This window comes from Kineococcus rubinsiae (assembly GCF_011839805.1).
GTDB classification, from domain to species: Bacteria; Actinomycetota; Actinomycetes; order Actinomycetales; family Kineococcaceae; genus Kineococcus; species Kineococcus rubinsiae.
Genome location: NZ_VWPY01000004.1, coordinates 46,142 through 68,938, shown reverse-complemented (window position 1 = coordinate 68,938; position 22,797 = coordinate 46,142). Strand labels below are relative to the sequence as shown.

The window sequence follows — 22,797 nt, the reverse complement described above, 5'->3', positions numbered from 1 at the left end:
GCCGAGCTCTAGGGTCGTCGCCAGCGTCGCGTGCGGTGGCAGACCGTGTCAGGCATGGAGGCGCCGGACCGCAGGAGTGCGACGTTGACGTCGTCGTCCCCGTCGCCCGCCCCTGTGGGTGAGGGCGAGGAGACCAGGCTGGTGGCCTGGAGCCGTGAGCTGCGCGCAGTGCACGAGCGCCTGCGCGAGGCGCTGGCCGTCACGCGGACCGCGGTGGCGCAGGGCGTCGAGGCGGCCGAACCGGCGACCCGGGAACTGCTGCTGTTCTGCCACGGGTTCTGCGCGGCCCTGAGCGGTCACCACGAGGGCGAGGACCGCGAGCTGTTCCCCGCTCTCGCGCAGCAGCACCCGCACCTGCGCGACACGCTGCGGCAGCTGCAGCAGGACCACTCGATGATCGCGCACCTGCTCGCCGGGCTGCAGTCCGCCGTGCAGCGCACGGCGAGCCCGGCGGAGCTGGACCGCCACCTCGACGGTCTGGCGGCCGTCGTGGAGTCCCACTTCCGCTACGAGGAGCGGCAGCTGCTGCGCGTGCTGGAAGCGCTGGACCTGGACGTCGACGTCAGCGCTGCACTCGGACCGCTCAGCGCCCCTCGACGGCGGCCGCCAGGCGCACCAGCGTCTCGGCCAGGCGGTCGGCGGGGATCCTCGGGAAGCTGATGCGGGCCAGGACCGCGGGGTCGGTGACCGCGGACCAGTCGTACGTGTGGACGACGCGGGTGCGGCCGGGACCCGCCGGGTGCAGGGACCAGCTCCACCGCACCCCGGGCGGGGTCTGCCCGCGCCGCGCGGTCGCCCAGGCGAGGCGCTCCCCGGGCGCGAACTCCACGACGTGGTTCTCGGTCTGGTAGTCGGACAGCTCCGGGTGGCCCACCGCCGTGAGGTCCATGTCCATGACGAAGCTCTGCCCCGCACCGGCGATCGGCCGGGTCTCCTCCGCCACGCGCACGGTGCCGGAGCCGTCGATCTCAGGGTGCCGGCGCGGATCGGCGAGCAGGCCGAACACCGTGGCGGCGTCGGCCGCCACCTCGCGCTCGACGACGATGCGGGACTCCGTTGCGCTGGTCACGACCGGACCCTAGCCAGCCGGTCCACGCGACCGGGCGTCGGTCGGCGGGAGCCGTCGCGCGGTCCTCACTGGACGCCGGTGCGCCGCGAGGGGTTGGCTGGTGGCGAGTCCGGGGCGTCCCGGACCGTGGCTGAGGAGTCCCCGCATGACGTCGGCTGCGCGCACGTTCGCCTCGATCTCGTCGGTCACCCCTCCGCCCGGTGCTCCCGCACGGCTCGGACGCGCCGTCGTGCTGGGCGGGAGCGTGGCCGGCCTGCTCGCCGCGCGGGTGCTGGCCGAGCACGCCGACCGCGTGGTGGTGATCGAGCGCGACCCGGCGACCGACCACCCCGGGGCGCGACGCGGCGTGCCGCAGAGCAGCCAGGTGCACGCGCTGCTGCGCGGTGGTGCCGTGCAGCTGGAGCGGTGGTTCCCCGGCTTCGCCGACCGCGCGGTCGCGGCCGGCGCCCAGCGGGTGCCCGCGGACCGGCTGGCGATCTACACCGACGGGGTCGCCGCGCCCGGCAACTCGGACCTGCTCACGTCGACCCGCCCGTTCCTGGAGCACCAGGTCCGCGAGCTGGTGCGAGGGCTGCCGGGCGTGGAACTCGTCACCGGGCGCGTCACCGGCCTCGACTTGGGCGGCGACGCCGTGACGGGGGTGCGGTACGAGGCCGACGGCGCTCCGCGGCACCTGGCGGCCGACCTGGTGGTCGACGCGAGCGGGCGGGCCAGCAGGGTCTCCGACTGGCTGAGCGCCGCCGGCTGGAACGCGCCGCCCCTGACGCGTCAGGTCACGGGCATCAACTACGCCACGGCGTTCTTCCGGCGCCCGCCCGGCGAGCAGGACGTGTCCGCCGCGGTGGCGCTCGTGACCCCGGAGACGGGCGGGGACCTGGGCGGGGCCACCTTCACCCCGGTGGAGGAGGACCGCTGGATCGTCCTCCTGGCCGGCTTCGGGGAGTGCCGTCCGGGCCGCACCGCCGAGGACATGGTCCGGCGCTGCCGCCAGGAGTTCCCCGAGCCCTTCGGGCGGGTGGCCTCCGGGGAGCTCCTCGGGGACGTCGCCACCTACCGCCAGGGCGACAGCCGCCGCCGGGACTGGGCGGCGGCGGCACGACTGCCCGCAGGCCTGCTGGCGGTGGGGGACGCCGTGGCGTCGTTCAACCCGATCTACGGCCAGGGCATGACCTCCGCTGCGCTGCACGCCTCCTGCCTGTCGAGGTGGCTGCGCTCCGGCGCCGACCTGGGGGCGCCCGCGCGGGCGTTCTTCGCCCTGCAGAAGGTGGTGGTGGACGCGGCGTGGGACCTCTCGTCCGGCGGCGACCGGTCCCGGCCCTCCGTCAACCGTCCGCCGCGGGGTCTGGAACGCGTGACCGCCGGCCTGATCGACCTGGTCGTCGACGCCACCGTGGTGGACCCGGTGGTCGCCCGGGCCTTCGACGGGGTCACGCAGATGGTCGAGCACCCGCAGACCCTGGCCTCCCCGGGGATCCTGTGGCGCTCGCTGCGGGCACGCCGGACGCCGCGACCGCAGCCGACCCCGGCGCTCGAACCCGCGGACCGGCCGGCGTAGCGGACGACCGCCGCTGCCGCCTCCTGCCGGCGGCACCGCTCTCGTCTGCGGACGTCCCGGACCGAGAGGTCAGGACGACGACCGGGCCGCCGGCGCCCGGCTCGCGGCCCACGCCCCCAGCAGCGACACGGCGTCGGCGGTGGGTGAACCCGCCGGGGCCGTGAACGTGATCATCAGCAGTCCGGGGTCCGCTGGGAGCTCGAGCGCCTCGAAGTCCAGGCCGAGGCGGCCGACCACGGGGTGGTCGACGTGCTTGGTGCCGGTCCGGTGCAGGCGCACGTCGTGGGCCGCCCAGCGCTGCCGGAACGGTCCGCTGCGCGTGCTCAGCTCCCCGACGAGGCCGGTGAGGGCCCGGTCGCCGGGATCGCGGCCGGCTTCCGTGCGCAGCTGCGCGACGGCGTCGTCCGCGGCCTGCTCCCAGTCGGTCCAGAACGCCGGGGCGCCGGGGTCGAGGAAGGTGAACCGGGCGTGGCTGACGGGCTGACCGGGGGACCGGGTCGGGCTGGCCCACACCGGGTCGAAGAGCGCCCGGCCCAGGTCGTTGGCCGCGACGGTCTCCAGCCGGGCGTTGTTCACGATCACCGGGACGCTCTCCATCAGGTCCAGCAACCGCTGCACGCCGGGCCGGACCTGCTGCGCCGCCGCCGTGCGGCGGGTTCGACGTGCGGGGCCCGCGGCGCGGGCGAGGTCGGCCAGGTGCGCGCGTTCGGCCTCGTCGAGGCGCAGCGCCCGGGCCACGGCGTCGAGCACGGACTCCGAGACCCCGGCGAGGCCGCCGCGCTCGAGCTGGGCGTAGTACTCGACGCTGACCCCGGCGAGGTCGGCGACCTCGCTGCGGCGCAGGCCCGGCACCCGGCGGGTCCTGCCGTACGAGGTCAGACCGGCCTGCTCGGGGGTGACCTTCGCCCGCCGCGACGTCAGGAAGGCCTTGATCTCGGCGCGGTGGTCCACGCCGTCGAGGCTAGGTGCTCCCGCCGGGGCGTGGGATGGGCTGCCGGTACACCTGAGGCCGGTGACTCCCGCGGTGTCCCGCGAGCGGCTCCACTGGGGACTGCGCCGATCGGCGCAGCGGGCGGCCGGGTCGGAGACGGCTCGGCCCCCGCACGGCAGCGCACCCCTGGAGGGAACCCCGTGACCACCCCCGAGAGCACCGGCAGCGTCTGGTTCGTGACCGGAGCCGGCCGCGGGCTCGGCGTCGACATCGCGCGGGCCGCCCTGGCCGCCGGCCACCGCGTCGTCGCCACCGGCCGCGACGCCCGGCGCGTCGAGTCCGCGGTCGGCGCCCACGAGGACCTGCTCGCCGTCGCCCTGGACGTCACCTCCGTCGAGGCCGCCGCCGCCGCCACCCGGGCCGCGGTGGACCGCTTCGGGCGCATCGACGTGCTGGTGAACAACGCCGGCAACTTCTACGCCGGGTACTTCGAGACCATCAGCGACGCGCAGTTCCGCGCCCAGATGGAGACGAACTTCTTCGGCCCCCTCACCGTGACCCGGGCCGTGCTGCCCGTCATGCGCGGGCAGCGCTCGGGGCAGGTCATCACCGTGACCTCCGCCGCCGGGCTGGTGGGCCAGGAGTTCTGCGCCGCGTACGCCTCCTCCAAGTTCGCCCTGGAGGGCTGGATGGAGTCCCTGCGCTACGACCTCGCCCCCTACGGCATCGCCACGATGGCCGTGGAGCCCGGCTTCTTCCGCACCGAGCTCCTCGTCGAGGGCTCCTCGACGATCTGGCCCGAGCTGGACGTGGCCGACTACGCCGAGCGCACCGCGCAGACCGTTGAGGCCTGGAGGGGCATGAACGGCCGGCAGGGCGGGGACCCCGCCAAGCTCGCCGCGGCCCTGGTCGCGCTGTCCGACGGGCCCGGGCTGCCACTGCGCTTCGTCGCCGGTGAGGACGTCATGGCGGGGGTGGAGGCCAACCTGGCCACCCTCCGGGACCAGGTCGACGCCCAGCGGGAGCTCTCGGCCTCCCTGGCCCACGACGCCTGAGCCGGTCCCGTCCTCAGCGACGGCGGCCGGGGTGGTCGGGCATCCCTAGTGCCCGGAGGAGTCGCCCACCGGGGTCGTCGGGACGGCGGCGGTGCCGCGGGCGGCCGAGATGACCCGCATGAGGTGGTACAGCCCGATCGCGGCGGCCGTGCCGAGCGCGATGCCCGAGAACTGCAGCCCGCCGCCCGGCGACCACGTGTAGTTCGCGATGCCGACGACCAGCGCGACGGCGGCCGGGGTGAGGTTCACGGGGTTGGAGAAGTCGACGCGGTTCGCCACCCAGATGCGGGCGCCGAGGATGCCGATCATCCCGTACAGCAGCGTCGCGGCACCGCCGAGGACGCCCGCGGGCACGGAGGCGACGAGGGCGCCGATCTTCGGCGAGGCGCTGAGCAGCAGCGCCGTCGCGGCCGCGATCCAGTACGCGGCAGTGGAGTACACGCGGGTCGCGGCCATGACGCCGATGTTCTCCGCGTACGTGGTGGTTCCCGAGCCGCCGCCCGCGCCGGCGAGCGTCGTGGCCACGCCGTCGGCGACCAGCGCCCGGCCGGTGAGGTCGTCGAGGTCGCGGCCGGTCATCGCCGCGACCGACTTCACGTGCCCGACGTTCTCAGCGACGAGCACGAGGACGACGGGCAGGAACAGGACGATGGCGCTGGCGTCGAACCTCGGCGCCGTGAACTCGGGGAACCCGACCCACGCCGCGCTGCGGACGCCGTCCAGGTCCACGCCGCCGCGGGCCAGGGCGAACAGGTAGCCGACGACGACGCCGAGCAGGATCGACAGCCGGCCGAGCATGCCGCGGAACAGGACGCTGGCCAGGACGACGACGCCGAGGGTGACGATCCCCGTCACGGGGTCGGAGCGGAACCCGCTGCACGGGCCCTGTCCGAGGACGCCGTCGACGACGACCGGGTCGCACGAGCCCCAGGCCGCGGGGGCGAGGTTCAGGCCGATGAGGGCGACCACGCTGCCGGTGACGACCGGCGGCATGGCGCGCTCGAGCCAGCGGGTGCCCGCGCGGTGCACGACGAGGCCGACCAGCGCCAGCAGCACACCGGTGACGAGCACGCCGCCCGTGGCCACCGAGGGCCCGCCCGAGGCGACGGCCGCGAGGATCGGCGCGATGAACGCGAACGAGGAACCGAGGTAGCTCGGCAGCCGGTTGCGCGTCAGCAGCAGGAACAGCGCGGTCCCGACGGCCGAGAAGAACAGGGTCGTGGAGGCCGGGAAACCCGTGATGGCGGGGACGAGGATCGTCGAGCCGGCCATCGCGACCACGTGCTGCAGGCCCAGCCCGACCGTCCGGGACCAGCTGAGCCGCTCCTCCGGCGCCACCACGCCCCCCGGGCGCACCGTCCGCCCGTCGCCGTGCAGCTGCCAGCCCGTCGTCCGACTGCGTGCCATCGCCTGAGTCCTCCCGAGGGTCCCCGCCCGCGGGCGACCGCCGCACGAGCGGGGGAACTCTAGGGGGCGCCGCTCAGGTGCTCTCGCCCACGTCGAGGCGGTAGGGGACCCGGCGCCGGGTCCCCGGGTCGCCGGGGGCGAGGGTCCCCGCGTGCAGGGCGAGCACGACCTCCAGGGCCGTGCGGGCCACGAGCGGCATGTCCAGGGCGAGCGTCGTCAGTCGCGGGGTGACGAAGCTGCCGATGGCCAGGCCGTCGACGCCGAGCACACGCACCTGGCCGGGCACGTCCACGCCGGCCAGGCGCAGCGCGCGCAGCACCCCGAACCCGGTGACGTCGTTGAAGGCGACCAGGGCGTCCACGTCGGGCACCTCGGTGAGGACGCGGCCCGCGGTCTCCAGCCCGCCGGCGAGGTCGGTGGAGACCGTCGGGACCCGCATCGCGGTCGTGTCGCGGGCCGCGAACGCCGCGACGAACGCCGCCGCGCGGCCGCTGCCGCCCGGCAGGTCCAGGACGACGGGGCGCCGCACGCCGCGCTCGTGCAGGTGCGCGACGGCCTCCACGATCGCGGTGGAGAGGTCGAGGTCGACGCGGCCGTGGGCGGTCTCGTGCGGCCCGGGCGCGATCTCGACGATCGGGAGCTCCGCCAGGCCGTCGGTGCGGGCCGGGACGTGCAGGCCCGTGAAGCTGACGACGGCGTCCACGTCGGCCCCGAAGCGCTCCGTCAGGAAGTCCCCGCCCGCGGGCGCGGCGGCCCGCTCGGCGAGCACGACGTTCCACCCCGCCTGCGCCGCGAGCCGCAGCACGGCCGAGGCGAGCTCGGGGTAGTAGGGGTTCGTCAGGTCCTCCACCAGGAGGCCCAGCGTCCGCGTCGGCGGTTTCACCAGCCCGCGGCCGAAGCGCGAGGGCCGGTAGCCCAGCTCGCGGGCCGCGGCGAGCACCCGCTCCCGGGTGTCCGCGTTGATGCCCGGCATGGCGTTCACCGCGCGGGTGACCGTCTGCCGGGACACCCCCGACGCGGCCGCGACGTCCTTGATCGTCGCGGGCCGCGGCGGGGGCACCGCTCGCCCGGGGGACACCGTCAGTCCTGCAGGTCCAGCCACGCCACCTGGCGCTCGTCCAGGCTCACCGTGAGGCCCGTCATGGACGAGCGGGCCTCGGCGATGGTGCGCGGCCCGAACAGCGGGAACGTCGGGAACGGCTGCGCCAGCACGAAGGCCAGCGCGACGGCGGTCGCGGGGACCCCCAGCTCGGCGCCGAGCTGCTCCGCGCGGCGCTTGCGCTCGAAGTTCTCGTCGCTGTAGTAGCAGCGCACGAGCTCCGCGTCGCTGCGGTCCGCCTCGTCGGCGCGGGCGAAGAACCCGCGGGCCTGCGAGGACCACGGCAGCAGGGGGATCTGCTTGCGGCGCAGCCACTCCTTGGAGTCGGCGTCGGTGACGTGCAGGCAGCCCGCCCACGGCACGTCGTAGGCCTCGGCCAGGCCGAAGTGGTTGCTGAGCACCGAGAACCCGCGCTTGCCGTTGGCCTTCGCGTACGCGTCGGCCTCGTCGACGCGCTGCGGCGACCAGTTCGAGCCGCCGAACACCGTGATGCGGCCCGCGTCGACGTGCTCGTTGAGGACGTCGACGAACTCGCCGGCCGGGACGTCGGGGTTGTCGCGGTGCATCATGTAGATGTCGGCGTAGCCGTGCTGCTGGCGCTCGAGGGACTCCAGCAGCTGGCGCGACAGCGACTCCGGGTCGTTGTGCGGGGTGTGGCAGCCCTTGACGATGACGACGAGGTCCTCGCGGATCCCGCGGTTGGCCACCCACTGGCCGAAGAGCTTCTCGTACTTGCCCTTCCCGTACAGCCACGCGGTGTCGAAGGTGTTGCCGCCCGCGGTGAAGAAGTGGTCGAAGATGGCCGAGGCGTGCGCGAGGTCGGGCTGGTTGTCGCAGCCCATGACCAGGCGGGAGACGCGCTTGCCGAGGCCCTCGATCGTCCCGTACTGCATGACGTTCGCCGGGTCCACGGTCAGCGGCAGGCCCGAGACGGTGGGGATGTCCGCGGTGTCCGCCTCGAAGGGGAACCGCAGCCCGAGGGCCGCGCGCCAGCGGTCCAGCACGACGGCCGTGCCGAGGCTGTCCTCGAGGGAGTTCTGCGGGGCGTCGCCGCCCGCGGCGACCGCGTCGGCCAGCGCGTCGGCCTCCAGCGCGTAGGGGCGGTTCTCCTGGCTCGGCGCGAAGTCGAGGACCTGGGGCTCCTGGCCGACCACGGTCAGCGTCAGGGCGGTGTTCTCCCGGATCGTCCACGGGTCGGCCAGCGAGATCGAGCCCTTCGAGCCGTGGACCGTGACGGTCTCCGGCTCGGCCAGGCGGACGCCGCAGCGCACGGTCGCGGTCAGGCCGCTCGCGAAGGTCAGCGTGGCGGTGGCCCACTCGTCGACGCCCGTGTCGCCCAGGGTGCCGGCCGCGGTCAGCTCCGTGGGCTCGGCGAACGGTCGGCCCGTCGCGGCACCGGCGATCGCCCGCGCCATCGAGACGGGGTAGCCGCCGACGTCGAGGATGCCGCCGCCCGCGAGCTCCGGGTCGAACAGGCGCCCGGTGGGGGAGGAGGTGGAGAAGGCGAAGCTGGCGTCGACGTGGGTGACGTCGCCGATCGCGCCCTCGGCCACGAGCTGCAGCAGCTTCCGGGTCTGCGGGTGGAAGCGGTACATGTACGCCTCGACGACCGTGACGCCCGCGGTGCGCGCCGCGTCGACGACGGCCATGACGCTGCCGGCGTTGGGCGCGAGCGGCTTCTCGACGAGCACGTGCTTGCCGGCGCGCACGGCGGCCAGGGCCAGGCGCGCGTGGGTGGTGTGCACGGTGGAGACGTAGACGGCGTCCACCTCGGGGTCGGCCAGGACCTCGTCGTAGGTGCCGGTCCGCACGTCCGGGCCGGTCTCGGTGGCGAGCGCCTGCGCGCGGGCCGGGTCGGAGCTGCCGACGGCCACGAGCCGGCCGGAGCGGCTCGCGGGGAGCTGGGAGACGAAGCGGCGGGCGATGGCGCCGGGGCCGAGCACGGCCCAGCGGACTGCGGTGTCCATGCGGAACTCCAGGGGGATCGGGGGCCGTGAACGTTCACGACGCGTCGAGACTAGGTGGGTGGTCCGCAGCGGTCAACGGCGGCCGGGGGCGCGGCGGGGGTCCGGCGGGCCGCGGACGCCGTCCTAGACTGCGCGCGTGAGCGTCGACACCCCCGCACCGCAGCAGGCAGGCACCACCACGAGCGCCCCCCGGAGGGCGGCCGGCGAGGCCGACCCCGGCGTGGACATCAAGCCCCGCAGCCGCACGGTCACCGACGGCATCGAGGCGACCGCGTCGCGCGGCATGCTGCGCGCCGTCGGCATGGGCGACGACGACTGGGTGAAGCCCCAGATCGGCGTGGCCTCGAGCTGGAACGAGATCACCCCCTGCAACCTCTCCCTGGACCGCCTCGCGAAGGCCGTCAAGGACGGCGTGCACGCGGCGCAGGGGTTCCCCATGGAGTTCGGGACGATCAGCGTCTCCGACGGGATCTCCATGGGTCACGAGGGCATGCACTTCTCCCTCGTCAGCCGCGAGGTCATCGCCGACTCGGTCGAGACCGTCATGAGCGCCGAGCGCCTCGACGGCTCCGTGCTCCTCGCCGGCTGCGACAAGTCGCTGCCGGGGATGCTCATGGCCGCGGCCCGCCTGGACCTCGCGAGCGTCTTCCTCTACGCCGGCACGATCCTGCCCGGGCGCGCGAAGCTCTCCGACGGCAGCGAGCACGAGGTCACCCTCATCGACGCCTTCGAGGCCGTCGGCGCGTGCGCCCGCGGGCTCATGAGCAAGGGCGACCTGGACACCATCGAGCGCGCCATCTGCCCGGGCGAGGGCGCCTGCGGCGGCATGTACACCGCCAACACCATGGCCGCCGCGGCCGAGGCGCTCGGGATGTCGCTGCCCGGCAGCGCCGCCCCGCCCGCCACCGACCGCCGCCGCGACGGGTTCGCCCGCAAGTCCGGCGAGGCCGTGGTCAACCTGCTGGCCAAGGGCATCACGGCGCGCCAGATCCTCACCAAGGAGGCGTTCGAGAACGCCATCGCCGTCGTCATGGCGCTGGGCGGTTCCACCAACGCCGTGCTGCACCTGCTCGCGATCGCCTACGAGGCCGAGGTCGACCTGACGCTCGCCGACTTCGACCGCATCGCCGGCAAGGTGCCGCACCTGGCCGACCTGAAGCCCTTCGGCCGCCACGTCATGGTCGACGTCGACCGCATCGGCGGGATCCCCGTCGTCATGCGCGCCCTGCTCGACGCGGGCCTGCTGCACGGCGACTGCCTCACCGTCACGGGCCGCACGATGGCGGAGAACCTCGCCGACATCGCGCCCCCGGACCTCGACGGGGTCGTCCTGCGTGCGCTGGACAACCCGATCCACAAGACCGGCGGGATCACGATCCTCAAGGGCAACCTCGTCCCCGGCGGTGCCGTCGTGAAGAGCGCCGGCTTCGACGCCGACGTCTTCGAGGGCACGGCCCGCGTCTTCGAGCGCGAGCGCGCCGCGCTGGACGCCCTGGAGGACGGCACCATCGCCGCGGGCGACGTGGTGGTCATCCGCTACGAGGGCCCCAAGGGCGGTCCGGGGATGCGCGAGATGCTCGCCATCACCGGGGCGATCAAGGGCGCCGGGCTCGGCAAGGACGTCCTGCTCATGACCGACGGCCGGTTCTCCGGCGGCACCACGGGCCTCTGCGTCGGCCACGTGGCCCCCGAGGCCGTCGACGGCGGGCCCATCGCCTTCGTGCGCGACGGCGACCGGATCCGCCTCGACGTCGCCGGCAAGACCCTCGAGCTCCTGGTCGACGAGGCGGAGCTCGCCGCGCGCCGCGAGGGCTGGGAGCCGCTGGCCCCGGTGTTCACGCGCGGGGTCCTCGCCAAGTACGCCAAGCAGGTCCAGTCCGCCTCGGTCGGGGCCGTCTGCTTCTGAGCCCCTCCCCGCCGTGGTCGTGCAGGTGCCCCCTGCCCGACCGCGGCGGGTGTCCGGCGGGCCGTCGTGTCCGGTGGGTGGACGAGCTGTCCAGCATGTGAGACGCGGTGGGCCGCCGGCTGACAGCCCGGCCGTCGGGGGTTACCTTCTCTGCATGCGCTTCCTCGTAGCCGTCGGCCAGCACGCCGGCTGACACGTCTCGGCCGAGCGCGCGACCCCTCGACTTGCCTGCGGGCGGAGGGGTCTTTTCGCGTCCGGCAGCCTGCGGCCGGCGCGTCGACGGCTCACCCGCGAGGAACCAGCGCCACCGCATGAGGAGGACCACCGAGATGCCGAACGCGCAGACCACCGAGGGACTGCCCTTCGACCCCCTGCTGCCCGTCGAGTCGCTGACGGGCGCCCAAAGCCTCGTCCGCTCGCTCGAGGCCGTGGGCGTCGAGGTGGTCTTCGGGATCCCGGGCGGCGCGATCCTCCCGGCCTACGACCCGCTCATGGACTCCCCGCACGTGCGCCACATCCTCGTGCGCCACGAGCAGGGCGCCGGGCACGCCGCCGAGGGCTACGCCGTGGCGACCGGGAAGGTCGGCGTCTGCATGGCCACCTCCGGCCCCGGCGCGACCAACCTCGTCACGCCCATCGCCGACGCGAACATGGACTCCGTCCCGATGGTCGCGATCACCGGCCAGGTCGGCGCCGCCGCGATCGGCACGGACGCGTTCCAGGAAGCCGACATCACCGGCATCACCATCCCGATCACCAAGCACAACTACCTGGTGACCGACCCGGCCGACATCCCGCGCGTGATCTCCGAGGCCTTCCACCTCGCCTCGACGGGCCGCCCCGGCCCGGTCCTGGTCGACGTCGCGAAGTCCGCGCTCACGGCCCGCACCTCGTTCACGTGGCCGGCGTCGGTGGACCTGCCGGGCTACCGCCCCGTGACCCGCCCGCACGGCAAGCAGGTCAAGGAGGCCGCGCGGATGATCGCCGCGGCCCAGCGCCCCGTCCTCTACGTCGGCGGCGGCGTCATCAAGGCCGACGCGTCCTCGGAGCTGCTCGCGCTGGCCGACCTCACGGGCATCCCCGCCGTGACGACGCTCATGGCCCGCGGCGCGCTGCCCGACAGCCACGCGAACAACCTGGGCATGCCCGGCATGCACGGCACCGTCGCGGCCGTCACGGCCCTGCAGAAGTCGGACCTGCTCATCACCCTGGGGGCCCGCTTCGACGACCGCGTCACGGGGCTGCTCTCGAGCTTCGCCCCCGAGGCCAAGGTCATCCACGCCGACATCGACCCGGCGGAGATCGGCAAGAACCGCGCCGTCGACGTCCCGATCGTGGGCGACGCCAAGCTCGTCATCGCCGAGCTCACGACGGCCCTGGAGGCCGAGTTCGAGCGCGGCCGCGCCGACATCTCCGCGTGGGTCGCGCAGACGCACGGCTGGCGCGAGACCTACCCGCTGGGCTACGCCGACTCCGACGACGGCACCCTGGCGCCGCAGCACGTGATCGCCCGCATCGGCGAGATCGCCGGCCCCGACGCGATCTACGTCGCGGGCGTCGGCCAGCACCAGATGTGGTCCGCGCAGTTCGTGAAGTACGAGAAGCCGCGCACGTGGCTGAACTCGGGCGGGCTCGGGACCATGGGCTACGCGGTGCCCGCGGCCATGGGGGCCAAGGTCGGCAAGCCCGACACGGTGGTCTGGGCGATCGACGGCGACGGCTGCTTCCAGATGACCAACCAGGAGCTGGCCACCTGCACCCTGAACCAGATCCCGGTCAAGATCGCGATCATCAACAACTCGAGCCTCGGCATGGTCCGGCAGTGGCAGACGCTCTTCTACTCCGAGCGCTACTCCAACACCGACCTGAACTCGGGCGACCACCACGGCACCCACGCCGCGCCGATCCCCGACTTCGTCAAGCTCGCCGAGGCCTACGGCTGCGTCGGGCTGCGCTGCGACAAGCCGGAGGACGTCGACGCGACGATCGAGAAGGCCATGGCGATCAACGACGTGCCCGTCGTCGTCGACTTCCGCGTGCACCGCGACGCGATGGTCTGGCCGATGGTCGAGGCCGGCGTCAGCAACGACGCCATCCAGTACGCGCGGGGCGTCTCGCCGACCTGGGACCGCGAGGAAGAGGGCGACAACGAGTCCGGTCCCGAGAAGGTGATCTCCTGATGTCCCAGCACACCCTGTCCGTCCTGGTCGAGAACCGGCCCGGTGTCCTGATGCGCGTCACGTCGCTGTTCGCGCGCAGGAACTTCAACATCCACTCCCTCACGGTCGGACCGACCGAGCGCAGCGAGATCTCCCGGATGACCATCGTCGTCGACGTGGAGTCGCAGCCGCTGGAGCAGGTGACGAAGCAGCTCAACAAGCTGATCAACGTCCTGAAGATCGTCGAGCTCGAGGACGAGTCGTCGGTCCAGCGCGAGCTCCTGCTCGTCAAGGTCCGCGCCGACGCCTCCGTGCGCGGCGAGGTCGTCGACACGGTCGTGCTGTTCCGGGCCCACGTCGTCGACGTGTCGCCCGACGCCGTGACGGTCGAGGCGACCGGCAGCCCCGAGAAGCTCGCGGCGCTGCTGCGGGTCCTGGAGCCCTTCGGGATCCGCGAGCTGGTCCAGTCGGGTTCCGTCGCGCTCGCGCGCGGCGGCCGCTCGATCTCCGACCGGGCCCTGCGCTCGGCCTAGACCCCCCTTCCGCACCCACCGCAACACCTGAGGAGACGCACCCGTGGCGCAGATGTTCTACGACGACGACGCCGACCTGTCCAAGATCACCGACAAGAAGGTCGCGGTCCTCGGCTACGGCAGCCAGGGCCACGCCCACGCGCTCTCGCTGCGCGACTCCGGCGTCGACGTCCGCGTCGGCCTCAAGCCGGGTTCCACCAGCCGCGCCAAGGCCGAGGAGGAGGGCCTGCGGGTCCTCACGCCCTTCGAGGCGGCGGCCGAGGCCGACGTCATCATGGTGCTGGTCCCGGACCACCTGCAGCGCGGCCTGTACGCCGAGTCGATCGAGCCGAACCTCACCTCCGGCAAGGCGCTGTTCTTCAGCCACGGCTTCAACATCCGCTTCGGCTACATCAAGCCCCCGGCCGACGTCGACGTCGTCATGGTCGCCCCCAAGGGCCCGGGCCACCTCGTGCGCCGCGAGTACGTCGACGGCCGCGGCGTCCCCGTGATCGTCGCCGTCGAGCAGGACGCGACCGGCGACGCGTGGGACCTCGCCCTGGCCTACGCCAAGGCGATCGGCGGCCTGCGCGCCGGCGGCATCAAGACCACCTTCACCGAGGAGACCGAGACCGACCTGTTCGGTGAGCAGGCCGTCCTGTGCGGTGGCGCGTCGGCGCTCGTGCAGACCGGCTTCGAGGTCCTCACCGAGGCGGGCTACCAGCCCGAGGTCGCGTACTTCGAGTGCCTGCACGAGCTGAAGCTGATCGTCGACCTCATGTACGAGGGCGGGATCGCGAAGCAGCGCTGGAGCGTGTCGGACACCGCGGAGTGGGGCGACTACGTCTCCGGCCCGCGCGTCATCGACGCCTCGGTCAAGGAGCGCATGAAGGACGTCCTGAAGGACATCCAGGACGGCACCTTCGCGCAGCGCTTCATCGACGACCAGGACGCGGGCGCGCCGGAGTTCAAGCGCCTGCGCGCCGAGGCCGAGGCGCACCCGATCGAGGCCACCGGCCGCGAGCTGCGCAAGCTCATGGCCTGGGTGAAGACGGACGACTCCGACTACGTCGAGGGTTCCGCCGCCCGCTGAGCCACCCGCACGCAGGAGGGCCCCCGCACCGTTCCCGGTGCGGGGGCCCTCGTGCGTTGCGGGGTGGACGGGCTCAGCGCCCGCGGCGCCAGCAGTCCGCCGCGGCCAGCGCGCCGGCGATCGCCCGCTGCCCCGTGGGGTTCGGGTGGAGGCTCGAGACCACGTCCTGCGGCACGATCGAGTTGATCCACGACGCGGCCGGGTCGCTCTCGCACGAGGAGTGCCCCGCGAACGGCTTCACGAGGTCGACGTAGGTGGCCCCGGCGCCCTGGGCGCCGGCCGCCACGGCGGCGTTCAGGCGCAGGGTCGCCGCGTTGACGGCCTGGCGGGCCGCCGGCTGGATGACGTCGCAGCGCGGCGACGCGGTGGCGGTCGTCGGGAACAGCAGCGGGTAGCCGGTGACGAGGAGGCGGGCGTTCGGCGCCTTCGCCCGCACCGCGCGGTAGAGCTGCTCCAGCGGCGTGACGCCGCCGGCCGGCGCCGTCGTGAGCGCCTGCAGCGCCGCGGCCGAACCGGCCAGCGCGGTCGCGCACGACGGGGCCCCTGGGATCGTCGCCACCGTGTTGCAGGCCGTGGCCACGCTGGAGAACCCGACGTCGTTGCCCCCGATGCTGAGGGTCACGGTGCGCGTGCGCGGCCCGATCGCGGCCAGCTGCGAGCGCTCGCCCTTGAACCCCTGGACCAGCGTCACGGTCGTGGCCCCGCTGCAGGCCGCGCTCACGTAGCCCGCCGCGCCGCGGCCGGCGTTCCTGCGCACGGCGAGGGCGCCGAAGACCGCGTGCCCGCTGAGGACCGAGCGGTGGCAGCCGTCCGCGCCGCTGTCGCCGAACGCGTTCGTGGTCCACGGCGTCGCGCCGGGGGCGGGAGCCCCCTCGCCCGAGGCGTAGGAGTCGCCGAGGGTGGCGACCTGCGCGCCGCCCGCGGGCAGCCGCCCCTGCGCCTGCGCCGGCCCGGCCGCGGTCACCGCCAGGGCGACGCCGACCGCGCAGGCGGTCAGCAGGGAGGCGAGGGGGCGCCTGGTCGGAACACGCGGGAACTGCACGGGAGGCCTCCGGTTGCTCGTCGTCGAGTCCCGCGATCATGGCAGCGCACGACCCCGCTGCGCAGGGTTTCCGCGATCGCCCACCGGTGTTCCCGGGGCCGGAGGTGCCCGTCCGGCGCGGTGGTGCGACGCTTGCGCCATGAGCAGCCTCAGCGACGACGACATCACCACGACCGGCACCTCCGCCCAGACCACGGGCGGCGACGCGGACGCCGGCGACAGCGACGCCACGCAGGTCGACCCGGCGGGTTCGGACCCGGCGGGCTCGGACCCCGCGGGCGGCGAGGGCGGGGACTCCGACGCCGGCGACAGCGACTCCACCCAGGTCGACCCCGCCGGTTCCGACCCCGCTGGTTCGGACGCCGCGGGCGCGTGACCCTGACGTCCTCCGCCCGCACCGCCCCCGCCGACGACGTCGCGGGGGCGGTGCCGGGTTCCCCGCTCGGCCGCTGCTTCGGGGCGGCCGCCGCGGCGCTGCCCACCGAGCACTGGAACACCGCACCCCTGCTGGTGCGGGCCGCCGAGCGCGTGGCGCAGGGCGGGCGCGCCGACTTCGACGACCTGTTCTCCGCGGCCGCCGTCGACGAGCTGCTGGGCCCCCGCGCCCTGCGCACCCCCTTCTTCACGATGGTCAAGGACGGGAAGGGGCTGCCGCGCAGCAGCTTCACCCGCCAGGCCGTCGCCGGGAACCAGCAGCTGAGCGACCTGCCCGACAGCGACGGGATCGCCCGCGCCTACGCCGACGGCGCGACGATCGTCCTGCAGGCCCTGCACCGCACGTTCCCGCCGCTGGCCGGCTTCTGCCGCGACCTGGCCGCGGAGCTCGGGCACCAGTGCCAGGTGAACGTCTACGTCACCCCGCCCGGGGCGCAGGGGTTCAAGCCCCACCACGACACCCACGACGTCGTCGTGCTCCAGGTCGCCGGGCGCAAGCACTGGACGATCCACCCGCCCGTCGTCGAGCTGCCCGTGAAGTCGCAGCCGACCACGATGCTCGGCCCGGACCCGGTCGCGGGGCGGGCGCCGGTCATCGACACGGTCCTCGAACCCGGGGACGCGCTGTACCTCCCGCGCGGCTGGCTGCACTCGGCGCGCACGGCCGACGACCGCTCGGTGCACCTGACGATCGGCCTGCTGGCCACCACCTGGGCCGACGTCCTCACCGACGCCGTGGCCTCCGCCGGGCACGACGACGTGGAACTGCGCCGCGCGCTCCCGCTGCCCGACGGGGACCTGGACGTGGCGGGTTTCCGCGCCGCGGCCGCGCGCTGGCTCGAGAACCTCGACGACGCCGCGGTCCGGCGCCTCGTCGAGCGCCGTCGTGCCGGGGCCGTCCCCGCCGAGCCCGTCGGCCCGCTCGCCCAGGACGCGACAGTGCGGGCCCTGGCGGCAGACACGCATCTGCGCCGCCGCCGCGGCCTGCGGACGCGGCTGCAGGAGGGTCCCGACGTCGTCGAGCTCGTCCTGCCCGACCGCCGCGTGTCGTTCCCGGGCTGGGTGCGCCCCGCGCTGGAGCACGTCCTGGACAGCGCCACCACCTCACCCGCGCAGGTGGCCGCCGCGGCCCCCGCCCTCGACGTCGGCGACGCGCTCGTCCTGCTGCGCCGGCTGCTGCGCGAGCACGTCCTGCTGCCGGTCGCGGGGGAGTCCTCCTGAGCGTCCTCGAGGAGCTGCCGGCGCAGCGCTTCTCCTGCGCCGCCCGCTCGCAGGAGGACGCCGAACCCGTGCTGGGCACGGCCACGGCGGTGCGGGGCCACCTCCTCGTGGAGGAGCCCGGCCCCTGGGGCGAGGGCGGTGTGCCCGCCTCCCGGCTCGGCGACGAGCTCACGGGGCAGCTGCGCGCCGCCGCCGCCGCCCGCGGCGTCAAGCTGCTGCTCATCCGGCGCCCGGACGCGGCCCGCCGCGACCCCGCGCAGGACCGGCGGGTCTTCCTCGTGGACTGCCGGCGCGGCGGGGCCGGTGTCCTGACGCGCCGGGTCGCCGTGGCCGACCTCGCCGCGGCGGTCGTCGCGGACGACGGCTGGAGCCGGCACGCGGACCCGCTCCTGCTGGTCTGCACGCACGGGCGCAAGGACTGGTGCTGCGCGATGCGCGGGCGTCCGGTGGCCGCGGCGCTCGCCGAGCTCGCCCCCGACGAGGTGTGGGAGTGCTCGCACCTGGGCGGCGACCGGTTCGCGGCGTCGGTGCTCGCGCTGCCCAGCGGGATCCTGCACGGCCGGGTCGACCCCTCCGACGCGGGCGCGGTCGTCACCGCGCTGCGCGAGGACCGCGTGCTCGTCGAGAAGCTGCGGGGGCGCAGCTGCGACCCGGTGCTCGTCCAGGCGGCCGACGTCCTGGTCCGGCGTGCGCGGGGACTGGACGCCGTCGACGCGCTGCGCCCGGCGCGGACGGAGGCCGTCGCAGGGCAGGCCGGCACCTGGCGCGTGGAGTTCCGCTCCGGCGCCGGCGCGCTGGTCGCGGTCGTGCGCGAGGGGCGGGCCCCGGCGCAGCGGCTGACCTGCTCGGCCGCCGTGCCGAACCACGCGCGGACCTGGGAGCTGGTGTCCCTGGACGTCGCGGCCGCCCCCGCGACCGCCGTGGAGCCGGGGCCCGCTCAGCGCTGAGCGGCGAAGCGGTACACGCCCGAGAGGGTCGCGCGGCCGTCGGGGACGGTCGCGGTCTCGCTGCTCCAGCCCACGGTGACCCTGCGGGCGACGGCGCCGAGGAAGGTGACGGGCTTCCCGGGGGCGCAGGCGCCGAAGCTGCTGGGCGGCGGCAGCGCGAACTCCGCCTTCACCGTCGCGGTGTCGCTGTCCCGGCGGTTCCACGGGCCGACCGTCGCCGCCCACTGCTGCGACCCCGGGTCGCTGCTGACCTTGAGGCTGCGCACGCGGGGCAGCCACTCGCCGCCGCAGCGCACGAGGACCTCGACGCGGGTGCCGACGGTCTCCACGACCTCGGCGACGGGCAGCTCGCAGGCGGTGGTGTACTCGGTGGCGCAGTCGGGGATCCCGCCGTAGGCGTCGAAGCCCGCCAGGGTGACCTCGATGATCCCGAACCCGCAGTTCGCCGCGCTGCGCCCGGCGAAGCACTCGTCGGTCATGGGCCGGGTCTGGGCCGGGGGGAACGTCTGCACGCTCGCCGACGTCACCCGCAGTCCGGTGCCGGGGCTCGTGGTGGCGGCCGGCGTCGCGGCGGCCGCGGTCGCCAGGGTCGCGGGCAGGACGGTGAGCAGGCCCAGCACCGCCAGGACGCGTCGTTGCAGCATGTTACCGATGGTGCCATTTGAGTGACGACCGGGCGGGGGGTTCCGCAGAAGTCACCCCCGTCCGGTTGCGAGCGCCCCGGGCCGGTGTTCAGCTGCTGACGGCGGCGACCGGGCGGCCCACAGGGGGAGGGCGTGGCGTGAGTCCTGCGAAGACGCTGCCCACCAAGGACTGCGCCGTCTGCGGCCGCACGATCACCTGGCGCAAGAAGTGGGAGCGCAGCTGGGACGAGGTCCGCTACTGCTCCGACGCCTGCCGCCGCCGCTCCAAGGGCGCGGGGGCCGGCGTGGACGCCTCCCTCGACGCGGCGCTGCGCGAGCTGCTCGCCGCGCGCGCGGCCTCGGCCACCGTGTGCCCCAGCGAGGTGGCCCGCGCCGTGGGCGGCGACGAGTGGCGCGACCTCATGGAACCCGCGCGGGCCGCGGCCCGCCGCATGGTCGCCGCGGGCGAGGCGGAGATCACCCAGGGCGGCCGGGTCGTCGACCCGTCGACGGCCAAGGGGCCGATCCGCGTGCGCCGGGTGCGCTGAGCCGCACCCGCCCCCACCCGGGTGAAGCGCTTGACACCGCACCCGGCGGTGGCGTCCACTGGGCTCACCATCCAGAGCGGCCGAGAGACTTGGCTCGACGACGCCGCAGCAACCGCCCCCCGGGGTTGGTGCTACCGCCAAGCCGATGGAGGAGTTCCGTGGTCCAGCTCGTCGTCGCCCAGCGCCCCGCACCCCTCGTCGCCCCCGTGGTGACGCACCTCTCCCGGCGGTTGCACCTCGACCTGCGCCGCACGGCCGGTGGGACCTGTCGGGGCTGACGCGCCCGCTCCACCGACCCACCGACGTCGCCGCCTGCCCGGCGCCGGCGTCCCGCCCGGCCGCGCTGCCGCCCGCCGGGCGACCCCCTGCTCCCGTCGCGCTGCCCTGCCCTGCTCTGCGCGCGACCGCGTCCCGAGAGGTCCTCCCCGTGTCCCGTCTGCCGTCCCCCGCTCCGTCTCCGGCACCGTCCGCAGCCCCGTCCTCAGGCCTGCCGTCCACCCCTCCCGGCCTGGCCGCCGGCGCGGGGTTCGCCACCCAGCAGGTGCACGGCGGGGACCTGCCGGACGCCGGCTTCGGCGCCCGGGTGGCGCCCATCTACCTGACCGCCGGTTTCGTGTTCGAGAGCTTCGCCGACGCGCGGGCCCGCTTCGCCGGGGACGACGACGGCTACACCTACTCCCGCAACGCCAACCCCACGAACGCGGCCGTGGAGCGGCGCCTCGCGCGCCTGGAGGGCGGGGTCGACGCGATCCTCGTCGGCAGCGGCCAGGCCGCCATCACCGTGGCCCTGCTGGGGCTGCTGCAGTCCGGTGACCACCTGCTGTCCTCCGCCAGCCTCTACGAGGGCACCCGCGGGCTGTTCCGCGAGAACTTCGCCCGCTTCGGCATCGAGGTCGACTTCGTCGAGGACCCGCGCGACCTCGACGAGTGGCGCGCGAAGCTGCGGCCCACCACGCGCGCGCTGTTCGGGGAGTCGATCCCGAACCCCAAGAACGACGTCCTCGACGTCGCGGGCGTGGCCGGTGTGGCGCACGCGCACGGGGCTCCGCTGGTCGTCGACAACACCCTCGCGACGCCGTACCTGCTGCGCCCGCTGGAGCACGGCGCGGACGTCGTCGTGCACTCGGCCAGCAAGTTCCTCGCGGGGCACGGGGCCTCGCTGGGCGGGGTGCTCGTGACGGGTGAGGGGTTCGACCACGCGGCCGTGCCCGGCCGCTCCTCCCACCTCACCGCACCCTCGCGCGCGCTTGCGGGCCGCAGCTGGACCGAGCGGTACGGCCCGCGCGCCTACGTCGAGTACACGCGCGCCGTGATCGCCGCGCGGCTCGGGCCGACCATGTCGCCGCTGAACGCCTTCCTGCTGCAGCAGGGGATCGAGACGCTGTCGCTGCGGGTCGCGCGCCACAGCGCGACCGCGCTGCTGCTGGCGCAGTGGCTGGAGCAGCAGCCCGAGGTCGTCGCGGTCGACCACGCGGGGCTGACCTCCAGCCCGTCGCACGACCTGGCCCGGCGCTACCTGCCCCGCGGCGCCGGTTCCGTGTTCGGCATCACCCTCGCCGGCGGAGAGGCTGCGGCGCAGCGCTTCGTGGACGCCGTCGAGCTGTTCAGCCGGATGACGCACATCGGCGACGTGCGCTCCCTCGTCCTGCACCCCGCGTCCACGACGCACGCGCACCGGACCGAGGCCGAGCGCCTCGCCGGCGGCATCTGGCCCGGGCTCGTCCGGCTCTCGATCGGGCTGGAGGAACCCGAGGACCTCCTCGAGGACCTGCGGCGCGGGCTGGCCGCGGCGCGCACGGTGCTGGCCGCGGACGAGGGAGCCCACGACCGCGACCTCCACGAGGGGGCCGACGACCTCGCCGCGCTCGTGCTCGCCCCCGCGCTGGAGGGCTGAGGCGTGGGCCGGTTGCAGCACTTCGGGTGGTTCTTCTCGCGGGGGTTCGGGCCGCAGGGCTGGGGCCACCCCGCCCAGGACTGGGACTACCGGTGGACGCGGCCGCAGCTGTACCAGCAGGCGGCGCGGGAGCTCGACCAGGCGGGCCTGGACCTCGTGGTGATGGAGGACGCGCTGTCGCTCGGCGACGACGACACGCTGGGCCTGCGGGTGCGCTCCGCCTACGGCGGCCCCAAGCACGACCCGCTCCTGCTGGCGCCCTACCTGTTCGAGGCCACGACGAACCTCGGCCTGGTCCCGACCGTCAACGCGGGCGTCACCCCGCCCTACCTCGCGGCCCGCCAGGCCGCGACGCTGCAGCACCTCTCCGGCAGCCGGTTCGGCATCAACCTCGTGACGGACGTCGGCAGCGCCCGGCACGTCGGGCTCGAACCCCTGCCCCACGGCGCGGCGTACGACCGCGCCGAGGAGTGGATCGACGTCGTGCGCCGGCTCTGGCACAGCTGGGACGAGGAGGCGCTGATCGCCGACCCCGTCTCGGGCCGCTTCGCCGACGGCGACCGCATCCGCCCGTTCCGCCACGCCGGCGAGCACTTCACGGTCGCCGGCCCCCTGAACGCCCTGCCGTTCGAGGACGGCGACCCGGTCGTGGTGTCCCCCGGGGGATCCCCGCGCGGGCTGGCCTTCGCGGGAACCCGCTCCGACGTGCAGCTGGCCCTCGCGCCGCTGGACGCGGGCAGCGTCCGGGACTACCGCGAGAAGGTGCTCGACGCGGCCGCCCCGGCCGGCCGCAAGGCGGGCGACCTGCGCGTCCTGTTCGTCGTCAAGCCCGAGATCGTGCCGAGCGCCGAGGAGGCCGACCGCGTCGTCCACACCTCGCGCCACCCGTCCGAGGCGGTGCTGCGCCAGGTCGCGGAGGGGTTCTCCAGCGACCTCGAGACCGACCTCACCGTCCTGCCGCTCGACGCCCCGGTCGACCCCGCGGTGTTCGGCGACCACGTCTCGCGCGGCACGATCCGCGGGCTGCTCGGCGACGACGGCGCCTCGACCCCGCTGCGGGAGGTGCTCACCCGCAAGGCCCGCAAGGGCCGCGTCAGCGAGCGGGCGGGCTTCGTCGGGACGGCGGAGGAGTTCGCCGACTTCGTCGAGGAGCTCGGCGAGGACGCCGACAACGACGGGTTCCTGTTCTCGGGCGACCTGCACCCCGTGACCGTGCACCGGGTGCTCGACGAGCTGGTCCCGGTCCTGCGCCGGCGCGGCGTGCTGCGCCGCGAGTTCGGCGGTGGGGGCCTGCGGGGCAACCTGTTCGACTTCTGAGGAGCCGGTCGACGCCG

Annotated in this window: 20 protein-coding genes and 1 riboswitch; of the genes, 13 read left to right on the top strand and 7 right to left on the bottom strand. The window is 74.9% G+C overall.

Annotated elements, in window-relative coordinates:
- Positions 1 to 114 precede the first annotated feature (114 nt).
- Positions 115 to 660 carry a hemerythrin domain-containing protein gene (locus F1544_RS04170; protein ID WP_167582558.1) on the top strand — a complete coding sequence of 182 codons (546 nt, stop codon included), beginning with the start codon at positions 115 to 117 and terminating at the stop codon, positions 658 to 660.
- On the opposite strand, the gene F1544_RS04165 is transcribed toward F1544_RS04170, so the two are convergent.
- Positions 584 to 1,069 carry an SRPBCC family protein gene (locus tag F1544_RS04165; RefSeq protein WP_167582398.1) on the bottom strand — a complete coding sequence of 162 codons (486 nt, stop codon included), beginning with the start codon at positions 1,067 to 1,069 and terminating at the stop codon, positions 584 to 586. The genes F1544_RS04170 and F1544_RS04165 overlap by 77 nt on opposite strands.
- Positions 1,070 to 1,214: 145 nt before the next feature.
- Here F1544_RS04165 and F1544_RS04160 point away from each other — a divergent pair, with 145 nt between their 5' ends.
- The gene (locus F1544_RS04160; RefSeq protein WP_167582396.1) at positions 1,215 to 2,624 is read left to right on the top strand and encodes an NAD(P)/FAD-dependent oxidoreductase; all 1,410 of its coding nucleotides are present in this window, start codon (positions 1,215 to 1,217) and stop codon (positions 2,622 to 2,624) included.
- A 69-nt stretch (positions 2,625 to 2,693) separates the two neighbouring features.
- Here F1544_RS04160 and F1544_RS04155 read toward each other — a convergent pair whose 3' ends face one another.
- Complete coding sequence (locus F1544_RS04155; protein WP_167582394.1) at positions 2,694 to 3,575, bottom strand: helix-turn-helix transcriptional regulator; 882 nt, start codon at positions 3,573 to 3,575, stop codon at positions 2,694 to 2,696.
- A gap of 180 nt (positions 3,576 to 3,755) precedes the next feature.
- Between F1544_RS04155 and F1544_RS04150 the strand changes: the two genes are divergently transcribed.
- Positions 3,756 to 4,610, top strand: a complete 855-nt coding sequence (locus F1544_RS04150) for an SDR family oxidoreductase (protein WP_167582392.1) — start codon at positions 3,756 to 3,758, stop codon at positions 4,608 to 4,610.
- Between the two features lie 45 nt (positions 4,611 to 4,655).
- On the opposite strand, the gene F1544_RS04145 is transcribed toward F1544_RS04150, so the two are convergent.
- The 3 genes from F1544_RS04145 to F1544_RS04135 all read right to left on the bottom strand — a co-directional run bounded on the left by F1544_RS04145 (position 4,656) and on the right by F1544_RS04135 (position 9,083).
- The gene (locus F1544_RS04145; RefSeq protein WP_167582390.1) at positions 4,656 to 6,017 is read right to left on the bottom strand and encodes a uracil-xanthine permease family protein; all 1,362 of its coding nucleotides are present in this window, start codon (positions 6,015 to 6,017) and stop codon (positions 4,656 to 4,658) included.
- 73 nt (positions 6,018 to 6,090) lie between these two features.
- Positions 6,091 to 7,095: a LacI family DNA-binding transcriptional regulator gene (locus tag F1544_RS04140; RefSeq protein ID WP_167582388.1), complete on the bottom strand. Its 1,005-nt coding sequence runs from the start codon at positions 7,093 to 7,095 to the stop codon at positions 6,091 to 6,093.
- Positions 7,096 to 7,097: 2 nt separating this feature from the next.
- Entirely contained in the window at positions 7,098 to 9,083 is a 1,986-nt protein-coding gene (locus tag F1544_RS04135; protein ID WP_167582387.1) for an aldo/keto reductase, read from the bottom strand.
- 220 nt (positions 9,084 to 9,303) lie between these two features.
- On the opposite strand from F1544_RS04135, the gene ilvD reads away from it, so the two are divergent.
- The 4 genes from ilvD to ilvC all read left to right on the top strand — a co-directional run bounded on the left by ilvD (position 9,304) and on the right by ilvC (position 14,753).
- Complete coding sequence (gene ilvD, locus F1544_RS04130; protein WP_167582555.1) at positions 9,304 to 10,989, top strand: dihydroxy-acid dehydratase; 1,686 nt, start codon at positions 9,304 to 9,306, stop codon at positions 10,987 to 10,989.
- Positions 10,990 to 11,318: 329 nt separating this feature from the next.
- The gene (locus F1544_RS04125) at positions 11,319 to 13,169 is read left to right on the top strand and encodes an acetolactate synthase large subunit (protein ID WP_167582552.1); all 1,851 of its coding nucleotides are present in this window, start codon (positions 11,319 to 11,321) and stop codon (positions 13,167 to 13,169) included.
- On the top strand, positions 13,169 to 13,681 hold the full coding sequence (gene ilvN, locus F1544_RS04120) for an acetolactate synthase small subunit (protein ID WP_167582385.1): 513 nt from the start codon (positions 13,169 to 13,171) through the stop codon (positions 13,679 to 13,681). The genes F1544_RS04125 and ilvN overlap by 1 nt, the downstream gene beginning before the upstream one ends.
- A 43-nt stretch (positions 13,682 to 13,724) precedes the next feature.
- A complete protein-coding gene (ilvC, locus tag F1544_RS04115) occupies positions 13,725 to 14,753 on the top strand; it encodes a ketol-acid reductoisomerase (RefSeq protein WP_167582382.1) in 1,029 nt (342 codons plus the stop codon).
- 73 nt (positions 14,754 to 14,826) lie between these two features.
- Here ilvC and F1544_RS04110 read toward each other — a convergent pair whose 3' ends face one another.
- A complete protein-coding gene (locus tag F1544_RS04110) occupies positions 14,827 to 15,795 on the bottom strand; it encodes an SGNH/GDSL hydrolase family protein (protein ID WP_167582380.1) in 969 nt (322 codons plus the stop codon).
- Between the two features lie 139 nt (positions 15,796 to 15,934).
- Between F1544_RS04110 and F1544_RS04105 the strand changes: the two genes are divergently transcribed.
- From F1544_RS04105 to F1544_RS04095, 3 genes are all read left to right on the top strand, one after another.
- A complete protein-coding gene (locus F1544_RS04105) occupies positions 15,935 to 16,171 on the top strand; it encodes a hypothetical protein (protein ID WP_167582378.1) in 237 nt (78 codons plus the stop codon).
- On the top strand, positions 16,168 to 17,451 hold the full coding sequence (locus F1544_RS04100) for a cupin domain-containing protein (RefSeq protein WP_167582376.1): 1,284 nt from the start codon (positions 16,168 to 16,170) through the stop codon (positions 17,449 to 17,451). Before F1544_RS04105 ends, F1544_RS04100 begins: the two co-directional genes overlap by 4 nt.
- Positions 17,452 to 17,519: 68 nt before the next feature.
- A complete protein-coding gene (locus tag F1544_RS04095) occupies positions 17,520 to 18,398 on the top strand; it encodes a sucrase ferredoxin (protein ID WP_167582374.1) in 879 nt (292 codons plus the stop codon).
- On the opposite strand, the gene F1544_RS04090 is transcribed toward F1544_RS04095, so the two are convergent.
- Positions 18,389 to 19,042 (bottom strand): hypothetical protein, encoded by a 654-nt coding sequence (locus tag F1544_RS04090; RefSeq protein WP_167582372.1) that lies wholly within the window; start codon positions 19,040 to 19,042, stop codon positions 18,389 to 18,391. The genes F1544_RS04095 and F1544_RS04090 overlap by 10 nt on opposite strands.
- A gap of 137 nt (positions 19,043 to 19,179) precedes the next feature.
- Between F1544_RS04090 and F1544_RS04085 the strand changes: the two genes are divergently transcribed.
- The 3 genes from F1544_RS04085 to F1544_RS04075 all read left to right on the top strand — a co-directional run bounded on the left by F1544_RS04085 (position 19,180) and on the right by F1544_RS04075 (position 22,780).
- A complete protein-coding gene (locus tag F1544_RS04085; RefSeq protein ID WP_167582370.1) occupies positions 19,180 to 19,569 on the top strand; it encodes a DUF2256 and DUF3253 domain-containing protein in 390 nt (129 codons plus the stop codon).
- 64 nt (positions 19,570 to 19,633) lie between these two features.
- A riboswitch (SAM riboswitch) is annotated at positions 19,634 to 19,721 on the top strand.
- Positions 19,722 to 20,056: 335 nt separating this feature from the next.
- Complete coding sequence (locus F1544_RS04080) at positions 20,057 to 21,463, top strand: O-acetylhomoserine aminocarboxypropyltransferase/cysteine synthase family protein (RefSeq protein WP_373368054.1); 1,407 nt, start codon at positions 20,057 to 20,059, stop codon at positions 21,461 to 21,463.
- 3 nt (positions 21,464 to 21,466) lie between these two features.
- Positions 21,467 to 22,780 carry an LLM class flavin-dependent oxidoreductase gene (locus tag F1544_RS04075; RefSeq protein ID WP_167582366.1) on the top strand — a complete coding sequence of 438 codons (1,314 nt, stop codon included), beginning with the start codon at positions 21,467 to 21,469 and terminating at the stop codon, positions 22,778 to 22,780.
- Positions 22,781 to 22,797 lie beyond the last annotated feature (17 nt).

Coding starts and splice junctions, on each gene's coding strand:
- F1544_RS04160 (WP_167582396.1), top strand. CDS start 1,215: ATGACGTCGGCTGCGCGCACGTTCGCCTCGATCTCGTCGGTCACCCCT.
- F1544_RS04145 (WP_167582390.1), bottom strand. CDS start 6,017: ATGGCACGCAGTCGGACGACGGGCTGGCAGCTGCACGGCGACGGGCGG.
- F1544_RS04135 (WP_167582387.1), bottom strand. CDS start 9,083: ATGGACACCGCAGTCCGCTGGGCCGTGCTCGGCCCCGGCGCCATCGCC.
- F1544_RS04125 (WP_167582552.1), top strand. CDS start 11,319: ATGCCGAACGCGCAGACCACCGAGGGACTGCCCTTCGACCCCCTGCTG.
- ilvN (WP_167582385.1), top strand. CDS start 13,169: ATGTCCCAGCACACCCTGTCCGTCCTGGTCGAGAACCGGCCCGGTGTC.
- F1544_RS04105 (WP_167582378.1), top strand. CDS start 15,935: ATGAGCAGCCTCAGCGACGACGACATCACCACGACCGGCACCTCCGCC.
- F1544_RS04090 (WP_167582372.1), bottom strand. CDS start 19,042: ATGCTGCAACGACGCGTCCTGGCGGTGCTGGGCCTGCTCACCGTCCTG.